The organism is Streptomyces laculatispora (assembly GCF_017353455.1).
GTDB lineage: Bacteria > Actinomycetota > Actinomycetes > Streptomycetales > Streptomycetaceae > Streptomyces > Streptomyces laculatispora.
This window is the reverse complement of record NZ_JAFMPZ010000058.1, coordinates 1-21,051: the sequence shown is the minus strand read 5'-3', so window position 1 is coordinate 21,051 and position 21,051 is coordinate 1. Positions and strand designations below refer to the sequence as shown.

Below are 21,051 nucleotides of genomic sequence, written 5' to 3'. Positions count from 1 at the left end.
TGCATCCACGACTGGTGCCCGGGGAGCTGCGGCCGGCCAAGCGCCGTCAGTGGGGGAGTTCCAGGTGGAAGGTGGTGTGTCCGGGGCTGCTGGTGACCGTGATGGTTCCGCCGTGGGCGGTGATGACGGCGTGGACGATGGCGAGGCCGAGTCCGGTGCTCCCGGTGCTGCGGGAGCGGGCGTGATCGGCGCGGACGAAGCGGCCGAAGACCTCTTGTTGAAGGTCTTCGGGGATGCCTGGCCCGTTGTCGCTCACACTGAGGGACACATAGGTCTCGTCGGATGTGAGCCTGATGGTGACTTCACTGCCCGGCGGAGTGTGGGTGCGGGCGTTGGCGAGGAGGTTGCCGATGGCCTGCTGCAGCCGGTGGGCGTCGCCGGTGACGGTGACGGGTTCCTCGGGCAGGTCGAGGAGCCAGCGGTGGGCCGGGCCGGCAGCGCGTGCGCCGTCCGTCGCGTTGAGGATCAGCAGGGTCAGATCGACCGGCTGGTGTTCGAGCGGGCGGCCGGCGTCCAGGCGGGCGAGGAGCAGCAGGTCGTCGACGAGGCGTGTCATGCGCTGCGATTCGCCGTCGATGCGCACCAGAGCATGACGTACTTCTCCAGGAACGGGGCCGTGGTGGCGTAGGGCGAGTTCGGCGTGGCCGCGGATGTTGGCGACGGGGGTGCGCAGTTCGTGGCTGGCGTCGGCGGCGAAGTGGCGGAGTCGCTCCTCGCTGGCCTGACGCCGGGTGAGGGCGTCCTCGACGTGGCCGAGCATGTGGTTGAGGGCGTCGCCGACCTGGCCGACCTCGGTGCGCGCGTCGGTGTCGGCAAGCGGTCCTGGCATGGCGATCTCGCCACTGGCGAGCGGCAGTCCGGCTACTTCCGCCGCGCGGGCGGTGACCCGTCGGAGCGGGCGCAGGGAGATCCGTACCCACAGGGCTCCTGCAATACCGGTGATGACGAGAGCGGCGCCGAACAGTGCGGCTTCGACTGCTTCGAGGCGGTGGACGGTCGCCTCGACCGGGTGCAGGGGCAGGCCGGTGATCAGGACGTCCTGGTCATCGCCCCGCACTGCCACGACGCGGTAGGCGCCCAGCGCGGAGAGGTGGATACTGCGGCCGTGACCGTCGGAAGGGATGTCTGCCAGCGAGCGGCGATCCTCGGCGGTCAGGGGGAGGGAGCGGTCGGCCGTGTCGTCGACGACGGCGGCCTGGGTGACGGTGCCGTTCAGGAGGCGGGCTCCGAAGGTGGAGTCCGCCTGTCCTCGGGTGTCGGGGCGGTTGTCGGCGTCGGGTTCGACTTCGTGTTCCAGGCTGGCGGAGAACCGGCCGCCGGATGCTGTGAGCTGCTCGTCCAGGCGCCCCAACAGGAATCCCCGCAAAGCGAGGGCGGTGGTGACTCCGACGGCAATGCAGGCGAGGGCGAGCAGGATGACGAGTCCGGCGGTGAGCTGGCCACGCAGGGTGCGAGGCGGCATGCGCCTCACGGGGACTCCGGCTTGAGGACGTACCCGACACCGCGCACCGTGTGGATCATCGGGGTGCGCCCGGCGTCGATCTTCTTGCGCAGGTAGCTGATGTAGAGCTCGACGATGTGGGCGCGTCCGCCGAAGTCGTAGGCCCAGACCCGGTCGAGGATCTGGTCCTTCGAGAGCACCCGGCGCGGGTTGCGCATCAAGAACCGCAGAAGTTCGAACTCGGTGCGCGAAAGCTCCACGGTGGATCCCGCGCGGCAGACTTCCCTGGCCTCCTCGTCCATGGTGAGGTCCCCGACGCTGAGCCGGTGCGTGCCCGGCTCGGCCGGCATGCCGGCCCGCCGCAGGAGCCCGCGCAACCGGGCCAGGACCTCTTCCAGGCTGTATGGCTTGGTGACGTAGTCGTCGCCGCCGGCGGTGATGCCGGCGATGCGGTCCTCGACCGCGTCGCGGGCGGTCAGGAAGAGCACACACACGCGAGGTGCCTCGCGTCTGAGGGCGCGCAGGACCTGCAGGCCGTCGAGGTCGGGCAGCATCCAGTCCAGGACCACCGCGTCGGGATGGAAATCTCGGGCGGTCGCGAGCGCACTTGCGCCGTCCGCGGCGGTGCGGACCAGCCAGCCCTCGCCGCTCATCACGCCGGCCAGGACGTCGATGACGTCGGGTTCGTCGTCGACGACGAGGACTCGGACGGGTTCGCCGTCGGGGCGGTGCAGCTGAGATGTCGGGTGCGGCTCGTCCATGGTTCCTTCAGCATCCCCCTTGCGGGCCGACGCGCGGGCGGGCCGCACCTCTGAGTTTCCTCTGAATCTTCTCTGAGCCCGGCCGGTGAGGGGCTGTTTCAGAGGGTTCACAGAGGTTGGACTGTGAGGCTGGCTGCTCGTTGCCCGAAGCGATCCCCCACAGGGAGGTGCCGCGTGATCACTAAGTCCACCAGTACCGCGTCTGCGAGCCGCGGAATGCGTCGCCGGCGGCCCCGCCGCAGCGTCGTGCCGTTCCTGCTACCGCTGGTGATCTGGGCCGGTGCCGCAGGGGTACTGGCCCTGTGGTGGAGCGACACGACGGCGGTGGTCGGCCCGGCGGGCTGGCTCACCGGCGCGGGACGTATCACCGGACTGCTGGCCGGCTACGCCTGCGCGGTACTGCTGGCCCTGATGGCCCGCATCCCGCTCCTGGACCACACGATCGGCACGGACCGGCTCGCCCGCCAGCACGCTCTGGGTGGACGCTGCATGATCTCGCTCGCCCTCGCCCACACCCTGCTCATCATCTGGGGCTACTCACTCGCCTCTCATACGGACGTGGTCAGCCAGACGCCCACCCTCGTCCTCCACTACCCCGACCTGCTCAAGGGCACGATCGGCTTCCTGCTGTTCCTGGCCACCGGAGTCCTCTCGGCCCGCGCCGCCCGCCACAGAATGAGTTACGAGACCTGGCACTATCTGCACTTCGCCACATATCTGGCCGTCTTCCTCACGTTCGGACACCAGCTCTCCAACGGAGCCGACTTCGTCGGCAACCGCCCGGCCCAGATCGCCTGGTACACGCTCTTCCTCGGCGTTGCCGCCCTGCTGGGCTGGTACCGGTTCGCCGTTCCCGTGCGGCGCGGACTGCGCCACCACATGCGGGTCATCGCGGTCCGTCCCGAGGCTCCAGGCGTGGTCTCCGTCCACCTCACCGGCGAACATCTGGACGAGCTGGGGGGCGAGCCGGGACAGTTCCTGCGTTGGCGCTTCCTGGCCCCGGGGCTCTGGTGGACCGCCAATCCGTACTCCCTCTCCGCCCCGGCGCACCCACACAATCTGCGCATCACCGTGAAGACCGCCGGAGGCCACAGTGCCGCCCTCGCCCATCTGACGCCGGGTACCAGGGTGTGGGCCGAGGGGCCCTACGGCGGCTTCACGGCGAACCGGCGCACCGCACCCAAGGTGCTCCTCCTGGCAGGCGGCGTCGGCATCACCCCTCTGCGCACGCTCTTCGAGACGCTGACGGGCGAAGTGACCCTCGTCTACCGGGCCCGCCGGAGTGACGACCTCGCCCTGCGCGCCGAGATCGACGCGATAGCGGCCCACCGACGGGCCACGGTCCACTACGTCGTCGACGAACCCGCCTGCTACACGTCACCACTCACCGCTCAGGGACTGAACACTCTGGTGCCGGACCTGCCCGAGCACGACGTCTACCTGTGCGGCCCGCCTGGCATGACACAGGCAGCCACCCGTGCCTTGCGGGAAGCCGGCGTCCCGGCACGGCGTATCCACCACGAGTCGTTCGCGTTCTGAGGAGAACCGTCATGCGCCGAGCCGTCCTCGTCACCAGCGGGATCAGCGCCCTGGTCGTCGCGCTGCTCTCTCTCAAACCCCACCAGCTCTCCGTCCTCGCCGGCAGTGCGCCGCAGCCGCCCGCGGCCTCGTCCGCCCCCCACACCCCCACCGGCAGCTCGCCGGGGCCGTCCACAGGGACGGGCACATTCACCGGCGATCCCGTCGACACCCAGTACGGAACGGTGCGGGTCGCCGTCACCCTCACCAAGGGAAAGATCATCGAGGTGAAGGTCCTCCAGGCACCGGACCAGAACGGCCGGGATCAGCAGATCGCCGCGTACGCGCTGCCCCGCCTCACACAGGAGGCGATCGGCGCCCAGAGTGCGCACATCGACTCCGTCTCAGGCGCCAGCTACACCAGCCAGGGCTACATGCAGTCCCTGCAGAGTGCCCTGGACCAGGCCCATGCCTGACGCCGCACGCGGCCTGCGTCACGTCGAGCACGTGATGGGCACGGTCTTCTCCTTCGATATCCGGGACGAGCCCACTGCCGCCATCCACGGCGCCCTTGCCGAGGCAGTAGGACACCTTCACCACGTCGACGCGGTCTTCTCCACCTACCGGCCCGACAGCCACATCAGCCGACTCGACCGGGGTGAGATCCGTCTGGCCGACTGCCCACCCGAGGTCCACGAGGTCCTGTCCCTCTGTGCCCTAGCCACTCGCGACAGCGACGGCTGGTTCAGCATCGCTCCGGCGGGCGCCCTCGACCCCTCGGGCCTCGTCAAAGGCTGGGCCACCGAAGCCGCGTCGCAACTCCTCTACGACGCCGGGGCCCACCACACCTGCGTCAACGGCGGCGGCGACCTGCAACTCCGCGGCCAGGCGGCCCCCGGCGTCCCGTGGAGCATCGGCGTCGCCCACCCGCTACGTCCAGGTGAGCTCGCCACCGTCGTCACAGCCCATCACGACCTGGCCGTCGCCACCTCCGGCACCGCCGAACGCGGCACCCATATCTTCCACCCGCATCACGGCACCCCCGTTACCCCGTTCGCCTCTCTCACCGTCATCGGCCCACGACTGACCATGACCGACGCCTACGCCACCGCCGCCTTCGCCAGAGGCGACGGCGCCCGCGACTGGCTGGAGACCCTGGACGGCTACGAAGGCCTCGCCGTGCTGCCGGACGGCGAGGAATGGCGGACACCAGGATTCAGCCAGTACTGATCATGAAGCGGACCCGTGCCCCGCCTGCCTGCGAGGACGCGGACTGCCCCTCAGCGCACGTGCCGCCTCGCCAGCCTGCCCCACACCACGTCAAGCGTTCAACGCATACCCCGAAGGAGCCTTTCATGGGACCCGTCCTGGTCAACGACATCCCCGCGCACGTCCTGTTCGTGCACGTCGTCGTGGTTCTCGTGCCGCTGACCGCACTGGCGCTCGTCCTCTGCGCCATCTGGCCCTCGGTCATGAGCCGATTCGGGCTCGCCCTCCCGGCTCTCGCGCTGGTGGCCCTGATCAGTGTGCCCCTGACCACACACGCAGGCGAGTGGTTGGAGCGCCACGTGGACAGCAACGCCCTGGTCCGCAAGCACACCGAGCTCGGCGACGAACTGCTTCCCTGGGTCATCGCGCTCTTCCTGGCGGCCGCGGCGGTGTGGTGGTTCTACCGCCGTGCCGCCCGTCGTTCGCCCGACGCAGCCGGAGCCACCAGCGGCACGGTGGCCACGCCGACGCGCATCGCCGCTGCGGCACTCTCCCTCGTCGTCGGTGTTGGCGCGGGAGTGCAGGTGTACCGGATCGGCGACTCCGGCGCCAAAGCCGCCTGGCACGACGGCTACTCCGCCACCGCCCACCCCGATCGCGGCTGACACCCTGCTGCGAGCGCCTTCAGCGCAGGACGCTCTCTTGCGCACCCGGCCATGGTTCCTGCAGAGCCGGCGCCGTATGTGGAGTACCTCGGCTGCCGCAGCTGCAAGTGGCGTCGCTCTTCACGTCGGTACCCAGCCCTTGGCCTGGAAGAGGGTGGTGGTGTGGACTGCTTCGGCGTTGTCGACTTCGACTGCAGACCAGTGAGAATCGTGTCCGTGCCAGGGGGTCGAGCTCCCGTGTCTGTTGGGTCTGCCTCGAACAGTTCCTCCGCTCACTCCCGTTCCCGTAACAGAGGGTGCGTTGCACTCGGGTGTTGCACCGCGCGTGGCAGCGCCGGGTGTTGTAGCGGTGCCGGCGGAACGCGTCGAGGCCGGCGTCGGGCTCGCTGGACCCGTGCTTGCGGCCCTTCGGTGGCGGTGGAGTCCCGGCCGATGAGGTCCGGGGCCTTCGCCGCGGCCGGATCAGGGGTCAAGACCCGTGGGACCTCGCACCAGACCGCACGGACCTGCACCACGCCCGCGCGTTGAAGGCCGGCCTTCACGATCGGCCGCATGTGAGCCAGCCACGGGATTTCCAGGACGGCTCCGCTCCGCGTCTCGCCGAGCAGCGTCCACAAGCTCTCCCCGGCGGCAATCCCCAGGACGCGCCTCCACTCGTGGTCGGGACACTCTGGCGTCCGAAGGCTCGCCAGAGTGTCCGCCAACGTCTCCTTGATCGCGTCTTTGCTGAAGAGCGGAAGTCCCATCTCAGCTGCTAGGGACCGCGCGAGCGTTGTCTTTCCCGCTCCTGGGAGCCCATTGACCAGCACCGTGACCATTCGATGACTCCGACCAAAGAGCTCGGATCCTGACGAGTAGTCACCCATCAAAGATCCACTTGTGAAACAGGCCCAGGCACCTTTGGTGTCGTAACGCTTCGGCATAGCCGCCGGCCGGGCGACGGCCAGGCCGCCCCCACCAAAAACGGGTGGGCGTAGGCGCATTCGCCGAGTGGCCGCCCTGTAGATCATTTACGGTGGTGGCTGCCTTGCCTGATCCACTTCACCGTTCTTACAAGGCGGCCGGGCCGGCCGTACTCGAGACGGCGGTGGCCCCGACTTCTGTGCCGCGAGGTCTCACCATCTGAAAGGACACAACATGCCTCAGGACGTGCGGTTCGACCTTCCCTTCAACACCCCGGTCAGCCCGTATCTGGCAGGTGCCCGAGAGCGCCATCTGCGGTGGGTGCGGGACAGGGGCCTGGTACGCAGTCAGGCCGGCTTCGAGGAGTACCGGTCCTGGGACCTTGCGCAGGCTGCGGCGCGCACCTACCCGCACGCCTCGGCAGCGGACTTGAGCACCCTGATGAACTGGTTCTCGTTGGCCTTCCTCTTCGATGATCAGTTCGACGTCGTGCGGCCGGACCGGATGGACCGAATAGCCGAGGTGGCGCGGGAACTGATCGTCACTCCGCTGCGTCCCGCAGGCACGGCGCCGCGGGTGGTGTGTCCCATCACCGTGGCCTGGGCTGAGGTGTGGGAAGACCTCTCGCAGGGGATGTCACTGACCTGGCAGACGCGGTTCGCCGCGTCCTGGGGGCGCTTCCTGGTGGCGCATTGCGAGGAGGTGGACCTCGCGGGCCAGGGGCGTGCCGGGACGCTCGGGCTTGAGGCATACACCGCCTTGCGGCGCCGGACGGTCGGTATCCATCACAGCATCGACGCGGGTGAGCGCAGTCGCGCATTCGAGGTGCCGCCGGCCGCGATGGCGCATCCGCTGATGGAACGGATGCGTGACCTGGCGGCGGACACCATCGGGTTCATGAACGATGTCCACTCCTTCGAGCGCGAGCGGCGCCGGGGGGACGGGCACAACCTCATTGCTGTCCTGCAGCGGGAGCGGAACTGCTCATGGCAGGAGGCCATGGACGAGGCGCACCGCATGACGACCCGGTGCCTGGAGGAGTACCTCGTGCTTGAGGCCCGGATTCCTCAGATGTGTGACGAGCTCGGGCTCGACGCGGGCGAGCGCGCACGGGTGGAGATGGGGGTGGAGGCCATTCAGCACTGGATCAACGGCAACTACGAGTGGGCGCTGACGTCCGGCAGGTACGCCGACAAGGAGGGCGCGGTGGCCACGGCTGAGCTGGCCGGGCGTGGGTCAGTGGACGATCTGCTGACCATTTGAACCAGTGCCCGGCCGGGTCGGTCCCGGCCGGGCACTCGCGTCAGATGGGGAATTCGACCGGGAGGCAGTCCAGCCGTGACTCCCAGGTCGAGGCTGTGGAGGTCAGCTGCTGCGGTGGCACGGCCAGCCGTAGCCCCGGCAGCCGGTGGAGCAGGACGTCCACCGCTGTCTCGATGATGGCCGCACCGATGTTCTGCGCGGGGCATTCGTGCGGGCCGGCGCTGAAGGCCAGGTGTGAGGCGTTGTCCCGGACTGAGACACCGGCGTCCGGGCGGATCTCCGGATCGTGGTTTCCGGCCGCGAGGCCCAGGACAAGCAGGTCGCCTTCCTTGACCGGGCAGCCCCCGAGCTCCGTGTCGGCGGTGGCGAACCGCCCGGGGAGCACCGCGAGTGGGGGAGAGTTCCACATCACTTCCTCCACCACGGTGGACAGATTGAGTCGCCCGCTGATCAGCCCGGACAGCCAGTCGGTGTCCGTGAGGATCAGCTGGAGAGTCCTGGCCAGCACGTTGCTGGTCGTGGTGTGGGCGGTGATCAGCACGAGGCGGAGGTGGTTGACGACCTCGTCCTCATCGAGACCGGAGTGGTGCTCGATGAGACCGGAGGTGAAATCGGATCCGGGGTTTGCACGTTTACGGGCGGCGAGTTCGCCCAGGATGGTCATGATGTGCTCGTTATGGGTGAGCGCGTCCGCACCACCCTTGATGACCTGCTTACTGGACTCCGCCAAAGACCTGCCATCTCTCGCCGCCAGCCCGAAAACACGGGTCAGTGCCAGCATCGGGAGGTACTCGGCGAAATCCTCGACCAGGTCAGCCCGGCCCGCCTCGGCGAACGCGTCGATCTGCTGGTTCGCGAAGTGAGCGGCGTGCCGGCGGATGCCCCGGCCGGCCACGGCGTACAGGTTGTCCGTCACCGCGCCGCGCAGCCGCCGGTGCGGTTCGCCGTCCTGCGAAACGCAGTCCGGGCGCCACCCGACCATCTGCATCAGGGGCGATGTGGCATCGACAAGGCCCTTGTTGAAGTCCCGCCAGATCCGCGAGTCGCGGCTGAAGTGGGAGGGGTTGTCCAGCACACGCCGGACCTCCCGGTAGCCGAGGACCAGCCAGGCGGGGACGTCGCCCTCCAGCAGTACAGGCGCGACCGAGCCGTGGTCCTGCCGCAACTGCGCGTAGATGGTGTGGGGATCAGTCGCCGCATCGGGGCCGTAGAGACGGGTGGTGTCCCCACCGTGGACGACGGGACAGCCGCCCTGGGCCCAGCTCTGGTCGTTCATCGGCCCTCCAGGGCGGCCGCCGAGTGCTCTTTCAGGTGCCGGACCAGGGTGACCAGGACATCACGGCTCGCCGATCGGCTTCGGGCGTCGAAGCGGACGACCGGAGTGTGCGCGGGGATGTCCAGCGCGTCCCGAATCTCCTCGGCCGGGTAGGCCTGGGAGTCAGGGAAGACGTTCAGCGCGATGACAAAAGGCACCTTCTGCCGCTCCATTTCCTCGATCGCCCGGAAACTGGAATCCAGCCGCCGGGTGTCCACGAGGACGACGGCACCGAGTGCGCCCTTGAACAGACCGTTCCACAGGAACCAGAACCGCTCCTGGCCGGGCGTTCCGAACAGATACAGCATCAACGTGTCGTTGAGGCTGATCCTGCCGAAGTCGAGGCTGACGGTTGTCTGCGTCTTGTCGGCTACACCGATGAGGTGATCGACGTCGGCGCTGGCCTGCGTGAGCGTTTCCTCGGTGGTCAGCGGCCTGATGTCACTGACCGAGCGAACCATGGTGGTCTTGCCCGTACCGAAACCCCCGGCAATCATCACCTTCACCGAGCGGGCGCCCGCAGCCGCAAGCTGCTGCCCTGATTGGTCAAAGCCGTTGGAGTCCACTGAGTACTTCCTCCAGGAGCGCGAGGTCGGGCCCGCGACCGGCGTCATGCGCCGAGATAGGGTCGCGGGCCTCGACGCGACCCGCCTGCAACAGGTCGGACAGCAGCACCGCGAGAACGTTGAACGGCAGGTGGAGATGGGCCCCGAGCTCGGCCACCGACAGTGGCTCACGGCAGCGCCGGATGATCTCCTCATGCTCGTACTGCATACCTTGGGACGCGGCGGCACGTGAGAGCACGAGGGTCGCCACATCGAGGGTCGACGCCACATCGCCCGGCTTGCTGCGCCCTCCGGTCACTACGTAGAAGCGCTCCAGACCGGACGGGTCGGTCCCACGGGCAGCGCTCATCCAGAGTGCTCCTCCAGACGCGGCGTGGTGCCGAGGAGTTCACCCATTCGGCGAGCGAGGTCGTTCATCTGGTGCCCGAGAACACCCTGGTCCAGACCCTCCCGCGCGACGACACCCAGATACGTCTCCAGGCCGGCACGGACGACGAACAGGTACCCGCCGTCGACTTCGATCATCGCCAGCCGCAACCCCCCGGCGTCCTTCTCGAAGTGCTCCGACACCGGCCCCGCCAGCGACTGGAGCCCGGCGACCACCGCGGCGAGCCGGTCCACCTCATCGCGGTCGTCATGGCCGTAGGAGGTGATGGCCTTGCCGTCGCTGGAGGCGACGATGGCGAAATGGATCTCGCTGATGCTCTCGACGAAGTCGCGGAGCGCCCAGCTCACGTCGTTGGTGGTTGTCACTTGTCGCTCTCTTCCGTGCGGTGCTCGGCGGACGTACCACCGGCGGTCGAACCGGAGACACCGGCGGCCCCGGGTTCCGAGGACGTGGCGGCCGTGGTCTGTGCTCGCGCGGCGTTGGCGAAGGCGGCCATGCCGGCGAACGAGGAGTCGGGCGGAACGGCCGAGTCAGCGGTCCGCCCAGTGGGCCCTGCCGGCGGAGACTGGAGGGCCGGGTCAGTGCGGCGCCGGCGACGGGGCAGACCGCCTGGCGTGGTCTCCACCGCGCCCTCGCCGGCAGGCCGGACCACGTCCGTCACCGGGGGGCTCTTCGGTGCGGGAACGGCAGGCACCGGAGCCGGGGCGGATGAAGGGCCGGGCAGCGTGCTGAAGTACTTGTGGGGGATAACGACCACGACGGAGGTACCCAGCCACGGCGAGTCGGCGAACGTGACCCGGATTCCGTAGCGGCGGGCGAGACGGCCCACGACACGCAGCCCGACGTTGGCGTCCTCGGAGATGCCACCGATACCGGCTCCGGGCGAGGTGCCCGCCAGCGCGTGTTCGGTCTCGCGCTTCTTCTCCTCGCTCAGGCCCTTGCCCAGGTCCTGGATCTGGATGCCGACGCCGTTGGGCACCTCCTTGCCCGAGATGGTGACCAGCTCGCTGGGAGGCGAGTAGCGTGCGGCATTGTCGAGCAGGTGGGCGAGAAGCAGCGTGAGGTGATCCACCAGGCCACCGTCCACGCCGAGGTCGGGCAGCTGATCCACCTGCACACGGCGGAAGTCCTTGACGCGGCCGATGCCGCCGCGCACGACGCTCCGCAGGTGCTGGGGCTCCTGCCACTGGCGGCCAGGCCGGTCAGAACCACCGAGTACGACGAGGCTGGCTGCCAGACAGTCAGCAGGGCCGACGGCCTGGTCGAGTTCCATGAGGCTCTGAGCGACAGCGGGGGACCGGTCGTGCTCGCCCTGCATTTCGTGGAGCCGCCCACGGAGCTGGCTGGTCAGCACCTGGATGCGGTTGCCGACACCGATGACAGCTTGCTCGGCGGACGTGGAGCGGTTCAGCTCCGCCTCGACGCCCGTCAGTGCGGTGCGCAGTACCTTGGTGAGAACGGCCTGCATTTGGTCGTCATTACCGCTGTGCTGATCCGAGGCCGGCAGGATATCTTCGATGGAATCACCGGCCCGCAACCGCCCGATACCCGAAGGCAGTTGCTCGTCGGCGAGCAGCGTCACCGCGGACAGGAACTGATTCAGCCGCTCCTCCCAGGCACCATCGCGCTCTTCGAGTCGGGACTCGAACGCACCATTCTGGTCGGACAGTTGTGCGGTGAGGGCCTTCGTCTGCTCGGCGTGATGCCCCTCGCGAGCGGCACTCTGGGCGGTGAACCTCGTCTGAAGCTCAGCCAGTTGCCGCTGCGAGTCGTGCGCCTGTCTGTCTCGTTCTGTCTGGTGAGCCGACTTGGCCTGGCGCAGTTGCGCGCGGGCGCGCAGAAGGAGTTGCACGCACAACGCGCCGGCGGACGTCGCCGCTGCACCGGCGACCGCCACGGATATCCGCTCTGAACTCATGAACGTGGCGGCGACGGTTCCGCCTCCCAGACCCAGTGGCATCAGCCACCAGCTGTACCAGGCGATGGGGGCCCTCGCCGCCGTAGGCGGAGTGGAGATTTGCATTGAATCCTTCGGAGCGAACGATCGGTGTGAGGACACTGCACTCAGACGTATGGGACGCCCAGCAGGTCTGGCCGTGCCGGGCGGCATATTCGCGGAGCATATAGGTTGCCGGGCAGGGGAGATCAAACCGGCCGAGTTGAGGGAGTGAGGATCCCGCCACGCTCTGCCACCGCTTATAGCGGTCATAAGTGGCCTTATGGGTTAAGGGAGTTCAGCTGCTGTCCGGCGTGCCATCCGGGTTCGCTCCCGAGGCTGCGGGCGCCGTGTCAGCGATCTGACCGGCCGCGCCCCCGCTCATCAGCCCCGTCCTGGATCCCGCCTGATGCGGCCCGAAACTGTCGTGCAGCAAGCGCTACTTCGTTCTGCACCGCGCCGTCGACGGGGCCGGGGCAGCGACAGCCGCGGCTGGCGCGTGCACGAGCCGGGGCCGGCCCGGTGAGATCAGATCTGCAGGATCAGCGCTTCCACTCGTTCGAGCGTCGTCACGCCGGCCTGGGCCGCGGACCGCGTTTCCGCCAGCTTCTCCGTCCACTCGATCCGCTGCTCGGCCGGGAGCGCCTTCTCTCCGAGCTGGGCACGCAGACGGCGCGCATCCTCGAAGTCCGTCAGCAGAATGCGGCGGAGTCCACGGCCCGCTGGTGGCTCCCCTCGACGAGCGCGACATGGGCGGGCAGCTCCCGCCGGAGCGTGGCCAAGTGGTCGCGTGGGCCGGCCGGCGGTGCGCCGTGCGTGGTGGCGGTGGTAGGAACCCGTGCTGGACCGCGACGAGAGTGACCGCAACCCGGACCTTGACCCGGCCGAGTTCCGCAACTACCAAGAAGGCATTCCGCCTGCCGGCCCCGGCGCCCGGAGCCTCACCGAGTTCTTCGCCGGCATGGACGAGAAACGAGAGCTTCCCCCGCCGGTACCGGTGTGGGGATGCGCTCCGTTCGTTCAAGTCTCTCCAGGCCAAGGAAAAGCCGGCCCTCGGTCCGGATTACCTCGACACGCACCTTCACCCGGGGGCATTTCACCCCCAACCCGCCATCAGTGAGCGTCTGACCTGCACGGACGCGCTAACTCACCGGCATTGATCTGACCTGCGTAGATGGCATGAGCGGAAGCAGTTGCATTTCTGTCGGCCCGGGGATGGTCCGGATCTTGATTGCCTTTCCATCGGTTTTCGTGCGGTGGGCGGTCGCCTGGAGTGCCGGTCAGTTGTCCCGGAGGGGACCAACAGGCCCGATGGGTGGTTGCGGAGCCCTGACCAGCATGGAGGGGTGCGGGGGAGTGACCTGGTGGGTAGCGCCGTGCGTACTCCCCGGACTCTCGCCGGCCGGCGCGGTTCCTTGAGGCCGGTTCCGCCGGTGAAGACCACCGGCATGGACGGGGCTGCGCAGTGGATGGGGAAAGCGTGCAGCCTGCGCCACGGGCGCCGCCGGCCGTCCGTCGTGCGGCCGGTCTCCTGCTCAGGAAGCTCTGTCTCCGGGATCCTCGGGAAGGCGGGTGTGGTACACCGACTCGGCGGGGTGCCGGATGACCCTGGCCAGCCGCCAGGCGGCGTCGTACGACATGAGTCAGTGCCCCAGGCGCGTCGATCCGGTCCGTCCGCGGGGTCTACGGCCTGGTAGGCGCGCCGGCCAGGACTTCCACCTTGCCTGTGTCGAGCGAGTAGTAGGCGCCGGCCACGGCAAGGGTGCCCTTCGCCACGAGCGGGGCCAGGTCCTGGTTGGAGCGCAGGTCGGCCGCGGTCAACTCGACCTGCGCGCGGGCCATGGTCTCGACCGGATCGGAGCCACCCTCCCGGACCGCTTGCTCGTAGGCCGGCCGCAGAGCCCTGGCGATCGCATTCAGGTTGCCGGGAAGGGGCTTGCCGTCACGGATGGACTTGTAGGCTGCCGCGACGGCGCCGCAACGCTGATGCCCGAGGACCACGATGAGCGGAGTGCCGCTCGTCATGGGCCCGTACTCCACCGACCCCGTGACCACCGGACCGACCGCCTCCCCTCCCGTGCGCATCACGTAGAGGTCACCCAGTCCGGTGTCGAAGAGGAGTTCCGGCGGCACCCGGGAGTCGATGCACGAGAGGATCGCCCCGAAGGGTTCCTGCTTCTGGGCCACGAACTCGCGCTGGTTCGGATCCCGGTCGGGATGCCGAAGGTCTCCGCTCACCCAGCGTTTATTGCCGTCCATCAGTCTCGCGAACGCCTCGGTGGGCGTGCTCGGCCGCGCGTTCGGCGAAGTGCCGGCCGTCGGCGGTGTGGCGCTCGTCGATGAGCACCCCGTGAGCGCGGCCGAGGCGACCACGAGCCCGCCGGCGAGCAGCGTTCTGCGATCCGGACGTTCTGATCCGCCCATCGGTGCTGTTCCCTTCAGTCCTCTGAGATGGATTCGTGCATCTCGACCAGGGCGATTGTTCAGCGTTGTGCGCGGGCATGACGGCAGGCGCAAGCGGGTGCAGCACGCTGTGCCACCGACGGCCCACAGAACCGGCCCGGGCGGCCGAGTGCCTTATGCGCCTGCCGGGCCTGCGGAACGTGCGCCCACGCGGCGGCGCCGCCGGCATCGCGCAGGTGAATACCGGTTACGTGCGGTCCGGTCCCTGTGGGGGTACGTGCTGGGACAGGCAGCGGATTCGACTCCCCACGACGTACCGGTCGATTCGCTCATAGCCGGACCCTGCTACCAGGTCGTGCCGTCCTGACCCGCCCGGATCACCTTGCCCCTTGGCGTGCAGCGAGTGCCCCAACGGTGCGTCATCTGCGGGATCGGGAGGCTGCGGGGACCGCTGATGATCTCGCTCTCGCTGTCAGGTTCGGGCCGGATCACCGGAAAGCCAGCCGGTATGAACCGATGCAAGGCGGATGCGATTTCAAGATCTTCAGGGCACTTCTATTCGGGCAGGTGGTAGATGGCGAGGGCCGCGGTGTCGTCGTGGAGGTGATTGTTGCTGTAGATGAGGAGATCGTGGTGGAGGCGGTCGAGCAGTTCCCGGGGCTGGAGAGGGCCCCAGGAGGCGACACGCCGGCTGAGGGGGTAGAAGGCCCCGGTGCGGTCGCGTGCTTCGGTGACGCCGTCGGTGTAGAGCAGCAACTGGTCGCCGGGACCGAAGGGGTACTCATCGATCCTGTAGGCCTCCGTGAGGTGCATGCCCAGGTTGAGGGGCGGTGCGGGGTCGGCCGTCTCCAGTTCAGTGACCCCGTCGGAGCGGATGAGGAGGGGTGGGGGGTGGCCGCAGTTGACGATGCGGACCATGTGACTGCGGGGGATCTCCGCGAAGACAGCGGTGACGAAGCGCTCGCCCACGTCGTTTCCGGCCAGGCGGGCGGCTCTGCGATTCATGCTCGTCTCCGCCCGGCGGGCAACGGCGGCGAGGTCGGGTTCGTCGTGGGCGGCCTCGCGGAAGACGCCGAGGAGGGTGGCGGCCGTCTCGACGGCGGGGAGTCCCTTGCCGCGGACGTCGCCGATGACAATGCGGAGTCCGTGCGTGGTGGGGACGGCCTCATACAGGTCACCGCCGATGCGTGCTTCGGCAGCGGCGGACAGGTAGAGGGCTTCAACCAGAAGTGGGCCGATGCGGTGCGGGACCGGGCTCAGCAGGACATGCTGCGCGACCTCGGCCACGAAGCGCACGTTGGCGAGGGTACGTTCCCGGCGCGCGCGGTGGGCAGCCAGGAATGCTCCGAGGACACCGACCACAGCGGTGCTCAGGTAGGTGGCCACGTAGTGGCGCTCCCACACGTAGCTCACTGGACGGCCCGCGCAGCAAGGGGTGCCGGCCAGGACTCCTTCGAAGGCGATCGCGAACACGGTGACGCCGGCGACGGCAGCGGGGCCGTGGGCGAAGGCTGTGATCACGGGGAGGGCGATGAGCAGGAAGCTCACCGGCCACTGCACGGGCGTAACGGGTTCGAGCACCAGGATGCCCGCGACATAGAAGGCGGGCAGCCACCGCATCCACGTGGGCGCGGGCGGCACCTGCGGCCCCCCACCGCCGGGCGGCGCTGCCCAGCCACTCGCCGCCCTAGGGCGGCCCGGCCATCTCACTGCTCACTCCGTCGCAGAGCGAGCGGCGCGAGCGCGGAAGCTGCCCAGTCGGAGGACGAAGCCGCCGTGGGGGCCTGCATGCGGACGTTGTCCTGGCGGCTCCACTCAAACAGGCTGTACACGCGCGACTCCTGGCACATGATGTGGGCAAGAGGTCCATCCTGCTTCCCTGCAACGCTTCAGGCCGACCATTGCTCCAGCCAATGGCATGTCAGGTCCTTCGCACGGGGGCCTCTATGCCCTTCGTCAAGCCCGAGATGATCGAAAAGTGATGTCACCTGTGCGGGCATTGGCAGACCGCTGATCAGAGGCACGCGCGCCCCTCGGGCAGCTGGCCCGGCTCGACATCACCGTCCTGCTGCCTCACGGCCTCGCCACCGAGCCCGGCACCCGGAGTACCTGCGGGTGCCGGGCTCGGCGGCGAGGACGGCGTCGAATTCGGATCGATCAATGCCACTTGCCGAAGACTGGACGGGGGATGCTCAACCTCTCGGGCGGGGTTGTCACGTCTGGAAAGGAGCGGACCGACGGACATGAGCCTGGCCAGGCTGAAGGATGCCCTGAACCGGGCCGTCACGCGCCGCGTGGTGACCGTGAACGTGGCGAGCGAAGTGCACATTCCGCTGAAGGCCAGGAAGGCGGAGCGGAAGACGAAGGCGGTCGTCATGCCGTGGAATGCCGCGGAGGTGGGTGCTTTCATCACTGCGATGAGGGGGACCGCCTGTACGCGCCCCAAGGACACCAAGGGCATGGCGGGCGAACGCATGTTGCCGCTTCCGGCGCTTGTGCGTGACGCGCTGAAGGCGTTCTGGGCCACGCGGGCGAAGGAGCGCCTGGCAGCGGGCGAAGGGTACGAGAGCGGCGGGTACGTGCTCGTGGATGAACTCGGAGACGCGCTGAATGGTCGGCAGCTCCGGGTGCGGGCCTACAAGATCGTGGATGAAAACGGCCTTCGCAGGGTCCGTCTGTACGATGCTCGGGCGTCGTGCTTGACCTTCTTGGCGAATAACGGGGTGCCGGATCACCTGCTTGCATGTGGGCCGGGCACACCAACGTGAAAGACGACCAAGCAGTGGTACGTGAAGCCGGACGTGGCGGACCTGCTTCCAGCAGCGGAGGCATGGGGAGGTCTCGCAGGGGGGCGTGTGACAGATCGTGACAGATGAAGGTGTGAACCCGTGAGCGAGACCAAGATCAATACGCTGCAATACCGCTTTGACGGCCCAGAAGACGCCCCAGTCCTCGTGATAGGCACCTCTCTCGGTACCACATGGCACATGTGGGACCGGCAGATAGCCGAGCTCACCCAACACTGGAGAGTCTTCCGTTTCGACCTCCCGGGCCACGGCGGCGCACCCGCCCACCCGGCCACCTCGGTCGGTGAACTCACCGACCGACTGCTCGCCACCCTCGACGGCCTCGGTGTCCAGCGCTTCGGCTACGCGGGCTGCTCCATCGGCGGCGCGATCGGCGCCGACCTCGCGCTGCGCCACCCGCACCGGGTCGCCTCGCTGGCCCTGGTGGCCTCCTCGGCCCGGTTCGGCAGCGCCGACGAATTCCGCCAGCGCGGGGTGATCGTCCGGACCAACGGACTGGAGCCGATGGCCCGCACCGCTCCGGAGCGGTGGTTCACCTCGGGGTTCGCCGCCGCGCAGCCCGCCATCGTCGAGTGGGCCGTCCAGATGGTCCGCACCACCGACCCGGGCTGCTACATCGCCGCCTGCGAAGCCCTCGCCGCCTTCGACATCCGTACGGAACTGGGCCGCATCGGCGTCCCCACGCTCGTCCTGGTCGGCGCCGAGGACAAGGTCACCGGCCCCGGCGACGCCCGCACCCTGGTCGCGGGGATACCCGACGCCCGGCTCGCCCTGGTCCCCGGCGCCTCCCACCTGGCCCCGGTCGAGCAGCCAGGAGCCGTCACCGACCTCCTGCTCACCCACTTCTCCGCGGCCTGGCAGGACACTCAGGCGGCCATCCCGGTGCTCCCCGTCGCCCCGCAGCTCTCCGCCCCCGTGCTGCCCGTAGCGGAGATCACCGCGGTGACCGCGCAGCCCGCGGCGCCCTCCGAGGGGCGCGCCGACCCGTATCAGCCGGGCATGAGGATCCGCCGCGAGGTCCTCGGGGACGCCCATGTGGACGGCGTCATGGCCGCCTCCGACGACTTCACCGACGGCTTCCAGGAGCTCGTCACCCGCTACGCCTGGGGCGAGGTGTGGAGCAGGGAGGGGCTGGACCGGCGCACGCGCAGCACCGTCACGCTCACCGCGCTGGTCGCCTCCGGACATCTGGAGGGCCTGGCCGCGCATGTCAGCGCGGCCCTGCGCAACGGCCTCACCCCGGCCGAGATCCGGGAGGTCCTGCTGCAGACGGCCGTGTACTGCGGGATTCCGGCCGCGGGCGCGGCCTTCACGATCGCGCAGTCGGTGATTCAGGCCGAAACGACACCGCCCGCGTAGCAGGATGGGAGACATGAACGCTGTGAATCCCGAGCCGTTCGCGCTCACGCTGACCAAGAAGTCCCACTCCTGCATCCGTCTGGAGAAGACCGGGCGCACGCTCGTCATCGACCCGGGCGGCTTCTCGGAGCAGGACGCCGCGGTCGGTGCCGAGGCGATCCTGGTGACGCACGAGCACCCCGACCACTTCAACGAGGAGCGCCTGCGGGCCGGTCTGGAGGCCAACCCGGCCGCCGAGATCTGGACCCTGCGCAGCGTGGCCGGGCAGCTCGGGGCGGCGTTCCCGGGGCGCGTCCACACCGTCGGCCACGGCGACACCTTCACGGCCGCCGGGTTCGACGTCCAGGTGCACGGCGAACTCCACGCGGTGATCCACCCGGACATCCCGAGGATCACCAACATCGGCTTCCTGGTGGACGACTCGCTCTTCCACCCCGGCGACGCACTCACGGTGCCCGACCGGCCGGTCGACACCCTGATGCTTCCGGTGATGGCTCCGTGGAACAAGATCTCGGAGGTCATCGACTACGTCCGCGAGGTCAAGCCGCGCCGCGCCATCGACATCCACGACGCGCTGCTCACCGATCTCGCCCGCCCGATCTACGACACCCAGATCGACGGTCTCGGCGGTACCGACCACGGACGGCTGGCACCGGGGGAATCGATGGGTGTATGAGGGACGGCGCCCGGCGGCTGTCAGTGGCAGCCGCTAGGTTTACGTACATGCGCATCGCCACCTGGAACGTCAACTCGATCACCGCCCGACTGCCGAGGCTGCTCGCCTGGCTGGAGAGCACCGGCACGGACGTGCTGTGCATCCAGGAGACCAAGTGCACCGCCGAGCAGTTCCCCGCGGAGGCGCTCCGCGAGCTCGGCTACGAGTCCGCGGTCAACGCGACCGGCCGGTGGAACGGGGTGGCGATCGTCTCCCGGGCCGGCCTGTCCGACGTCGTGACGGGCCTACCGGACGGGCCCGAGTACGACGCCGTGCAGGAGCCCCGCGCGATCAGTGCGACCTGCGGCCCCGTCCGCCTCTGGTCGGTGTACGTGCCCAACGGCCGCGAGGTCGAGCACGAGCACTACGCGTACAAGCTGTGCTGGTTCGAGGCGCTGCGGAAGGCGGTCGCGGTGGACGCCGCGGGGGCGCTGCCGTTCGCGGTCATCGGCGACTTCAATGTGGCCCCGACCGACGAGGACGTCTGGGACCCGGCCCTCTTCGAGGGCGCCACCCACGTCACCCCCGCCGAGCGGGCCGCCCTCGCGGCGCTGCGCGAGGAGGGCCTCGCCGACGTCATGCCGCGCCCTCTGAAGTACGACCGCCCGTACACCTTCTGGGACTACCGCGAGCTGCGCTTCCCGAAGAACAAGGGCATGCGGATCGACCTCGTCTACGGCAACGCCCCGTTCACCGCCGCCGTCAAGGACAGCTACGTGGACCGCGAGGAGCGCAAGGGCAAGGGCGCGTCCGACCACGCCCCGGTGGTCGTCGACCTCGACCTCTGAGCACGGCCCGTGCTCAGGCGCCCGCCCCGGGCGTCTGAGCCCGTACGGCCTCCACCACCTGGCGTTTCGACGGGTTGACCATGGCCTTCCCGCCCACGGTGACCGTCGGCACGGTCTCGTTCCCGTCCGCCACGGAGCGGACGAACGCGGCAGCCTCGGGGTCCCGCCAGATGTTGACCTCGGTGTACTCCAGCTTCGTGAACCGCAGGCGCAGCCGGAGCTTCATGCAGTACGGGCAGCCGGGCCGCCAGTAGACGACCACACCGGCACGGTCCTCAGCCACTCGGACTCTCCTGTTCGTATGCGTGTGCGCCAGATCCTAGTGCCGGGGCCGGGCGGCAGGCCCGCGCGGCTCCGGCGGTGCCGAGCGCCAGGACCATCAGCAGCGCGCTCACCCAGAGCGGTGCCCGGAAGCCGAACCCCGCATCGATCGCGAGCCCGCCGATCCAGGGGCCGAGCGCGCCGCCCACATTGAACGCCGCGGTGGCGAACGAACCGGACAGGGTGGGCGCACCGTCCGCCAGGCGGAACACGTGCGAGATCAGCGCGGTGCCGGTGCCGAACGCCAGCATCCCCTGGACGAGAACGAGCACGAACACCGCCGCGGGGCTCCCCGCCGTCCACGCGAACAGGGCCCAGCCGACGGCGAGCGACACCAGCCCGGCCGCGGTCAGCGCGACCGGCCGGGAATCGATGATCCGGCCGCAGACGGCGACCCCGATGAACGAGCCGACCCCGAACAGGGCGAGCAGGGCGGGCACCCACGCGGAGCCGAACCCGGTGACATGTGTGGCGATCGGTTCGAGATACGAGAACGCGCAGAAGGTCGCGCCCTGGACGAGTGCGCTCGTCAGCAGGGTCAGCTGCAGCCCGCGCCCCGCCAGGCTCCGCAGCTCGGCGTGTGCGCTCGGCAGGGCGGACGGGGGCCGCCCCGCCGGAATCGCCGCGGCGATGACGGCGATCGCCGGGAGTGAGACGAGGGCGACGGCCCAGAAGGCCGCCCGCCACCCCCAC

Annotated in this window: 22 protein-coding genes; 10 read left to right on the top strand and 12 right to left on the bottom strand. The window is 69.1% G+C overall.

The annotated features are described in order from the left end of the window. Nucleotides 1-46 precede the first annotated feature (46 nt). On the bottom strand, nt 47-1,471 hold the full coding sequence (locus J1C73_RS02480) for a sensor histidine kinase (protein ID WP_207314860.1): 1,425 nt from the start codon (nt 1,469-1,471) through the stop codon (nt 47-49). Then, a complete protein-coding gene (locus tag J1C73_RS02475) occupies nt 1,468-2,202 on the bottom strand; it encodes a response regulator transcription factor (RefSeq protein ID WP_278186498.1) in 735 nt (244 codons plus the stop codon). Before J1C73_RS02475 ends, J1C73_RS02480 begins: the two co-directional genes overlap by 4 nt. 216 nt (nt 2,203-2,418) lie before the next feature. Here J1C73_RS02475 and J1C73_RS02470 point away from each other — a divergent pair, with 216 nt between their 5' ends. From J1C73_RS02470 to J1C73_RS02455, 4 genes are all read left to right on the top strand, one after another. Further along, on the top strand, nt 2,419-3,741 hold the full coding sequence (locus J1C73_RS02470; RefSeq protein WP_207314874.1) for a ferredoxin reductase family protein: 1,323 nt from the start codon (nt 2,419-2,421) through the stop codon (nt 3,739-3,741). A gap of 11 nt (nt 3,742-3,752) precedes the next feature. Beyond that, nucleotides 3,753-4,196, top strand: a complete 444-nt coding sequence (locus J1C73_RS02465) for an FMN-binding protein (protein ID WP_207314859.1) — start codon at nt 3,753-3,755, stop codon at nt 4,194-4,196. Next, a complete protein-coding gene (locus tag J1C73_RS02460) occupies nt 4,189-4,950 on the top strand; it encodes an FAD:protein FMN transferase (protein ID WP_242643601.1) in 762 nt (253 codons plus the stop codon). Before J1C73_RS02465 ends, J1C73_RS02460 begins: the two co-directional genes overlap by 8 nt. Before the next feature lie 125 nt (nt 4,951-5,075). Then, a complete protein-coding gene (locus J1C73_RS02455; protein ID WP_207314858.1) occupies nt 5,076-5,594 on the top strand; it encodes a DUF2231 domain-containing protein in 519 nt (172 codons plus the stop codon). A gap of 272 nt (nt 5,595-5,866) precedes the next feature. Here J1C73_RS02455 and J1C73_RS02450 read toward each other — a convergent pair whose 3' ends face one another. Continuing rightward, nucleotides 5,867-6,412, bottom strand: coding sequence for a P-loop nucleotide/nucleoside kinase family protein (locus J1C73_RS02450; RefSeq protein ID WP_242643600.1), 546 nt, complete (start codon nt 6,410-6,412; stop codon nt 5,867-5,869). 319 nt (nt 6,413-6,731) lie between these two features. Between J1C73_RS02450 and J1C73_RS02445 the strand changes: the two genes are divergently transcribed. Then, nucleotides 6,732-7,760, top strand: a complete 1,029-nt coding sequence (locus tag J1C73_RS02445) for a terpene synthase family protein (protein WP_207314857.1) — start codon at nt 6,732-6,734, stop codon at nt 7,758-7,760. 40 nt (nt 7,761-7,800) lie between these two features. On the opposite strand, the gene J1C73_RS02440 is transcribed toward J1C73_RS02445, so the two are convergent. The 5 genes from J1C73_RS02440 to J1C73_RS34395 are packed head-to-tail and all read right to left on the bottom strand — an operon-like array spanning nt 7,801 to nt 11,101. Further along, nucleotides 7,801-9,036, bottom strand: coding sequence for a cytochrome P450 (locus J1C73_RS02440; protein WP_207314856.1), 1,236 nt, complete (start codon nt 9,034-9,036; stop codon nt 7,801-7,803). Continuing rightward, a complete protein-coding gene (locus J1C73_RS02435; RefSeq protein ID WP_307797587.1) occupies nt 9,033-9,641 on the bottom strand; it encodes a GTP-binding protein in 609 nt (202 codons plus the stop codon). Before J1C73_RS02435 ends, J1C73_RS02440 begins: the two co-directional genes overlap by 4 nt. Beyond that, the gene (locus J1C73_RS02430) at nt 9,622-9,990 is read right to left on the bottom strand and encodes a DUF742 domain-containing protein (RefSeq protein ID WP_207314855.1); all 369 of its coding nucleotides are present in this window, start codon (nt 9,988-9,990) and stop codon (nt 9,622-9,624) included. Before J1C73_RS02430 ends, J1C73_RS02435 begins: the two co-directional genes overlap by 20 nt. Beyond that, nucleotides 9,987-10,394, bottom strand: coding sequence for a roadblock/LC7 domain-containing protein (locus J1C73_RS02425; RefSeq protein WP_260146907.1), 408 nt, complete (start codon nt 10,392-10,394; stop codon nt 9,987-9,989). The genes J1C73_RS02430 and J1C73_RS02425 overlap by 4 nt, the downstream gene beginning before the upstream one ends. Beyond that, nucleotides 10,391-11,101, bottom strand: coding sequence for an ATP-binding protein (locus J1C73_RS34395; protein ID WP_242643598.1), 711 nt, complete (start codon nt 11,099-11,101; stop codon nt 10,391-10,393). Before J1C73_RS34395 ends, J1C73_RS02425 begins: the two co-directional genes overlap by 4 nt. Between J1C73_RS34395 and J1C73_RS34390 the strand changes: the two genes are divergently transcribed. Beyond that, the gene (locus tag J1C73_RS34390; protein WP_242643597.1) at nt 11,072-11,941 is read left to right on the top strand and encodes a hypothetical protein; all 870 of its coding nucleotides are present in this window, start codon (nt 11,072-11,074) and stop codon (nt 11,939-11,941) included. The two genes, J1C73_RS34395 and J1C73_RS34390, sit on opposite strands and share 30 nt — an antisense overlap. Nucleotides 11,942-13,648: 1,707 nt before the next feature. Here the strand turns inward: J1C73_RS34390 and J1C73_RS02415 are convergent. Both J1C73_RS02415 and J1C73_RS02410 read right to left on the bottom strand, forming a co-directional pair. Continuing rightward, nucleotides 13,649-14,389: a carbonic anhydrase gene (locus tag J1C73_RS02415; RefSeq protein ID WP_207314853.1), complete on the bottom strand. Its 741-nt coding sequence runs from the start codon at nt 14,387-14,389 to the stop codon at nt 13,649-13,651. Nucleotides 14,390-14,923: 534 nt separating this feature from the next. Next, nucleotides 14,924-16,009, bottom strand: coding sequence for a PP2C family protein-serine/threonine phosphatase (locus tag J1C73_RS02410; protein ID WP_307797586.1), 1,086 nt, complete (start codon nt 16,007-16,009; stop codon nt 14,924-14,926). Nucleotides 16,010-16,611: 602 nt separating this feature from the next. Here J1C73_RS02410 and J1C73_RS34385 point away from each other — a divergent pair. From J1C73_RS34385 to J1C73_RS02390, 4 genes are all read left to right on the top strand, one after another. Then, on the top strand, nt 16,612-17,136 hold the full coding sequence (locus J1C73_RS34385; RefSeq protein ID WP_242643596.1) for a site-specific integrase: 525 nt from the start codon (nt 16,612-16,614) through the stop codon (nt 17,134-17,136). A gap of 120 nt (nt 17,137-17,256) precedes the next feature. After that, on the top strand, nt 17,257-18,534 hold the full coding sequence (gene pcaDC / locus J1C73_RS02400; protein WP_207314852.1) for a bifunctional 3-oxoadipate enol-lactonase/4-carboxymuconolactone decarboxylase PcaDC: 1,278 nt from the start codon (nt 17,257-17,259) through the stop codon (nt 18,532-18,534). 22 nt (nt 18,535-18,556) lie between these two features. Continuing rightward, nucleotides 18,557-19,210, top strand: coding sequence for an MBL fold metallo-hydrolase (locus J1C73_RS02395; protein WP_207314868.1), 654 nt, complete (start codon nt 18,557-18,559; stop codon nt 19,208-19,210). 47 nt (nt 19,211-19,257) lie between these two features. Next, nucleotides 19,258-20,037 (top strand): exodeoxyribonuclease III, encoded by a 780-nt coding sequence (locus J1C73_RS02390; RefSeq protein ID WP_207314851.1) that lies wholly within the window; start codon nt 19,258-19,260, stop codon nt 20,035-20,037. A 13-nt stretch (nt 20,038-20,050) separates the two neighbouring features. Here J1C73_RS02390 and J1C73_RS02385 read toward each other — a convergent pair whose 3' ends face one another. Beyond that, nucleotides 20,051-20,320 (bottom strand): mycoredoxin, encoded by a 270-nt coding sequence (locus J1C73_RS02385; protein ID WP_123463829.1) that lies wholly within the window; start codon nt 20,318-20,320, stop codon nt 20,051-20,053. After that, nucleotides 20,313-21,051: MFS transporter (locus J1C73_RS02380; protein ID WP_207314850.1), on the bottom strand; the 739-nt coding region annotated here is incomplete at its 5' end. The genes J1C73_RS02385 and J1C73_RS02380, both read right to left, overlap by 8 nt.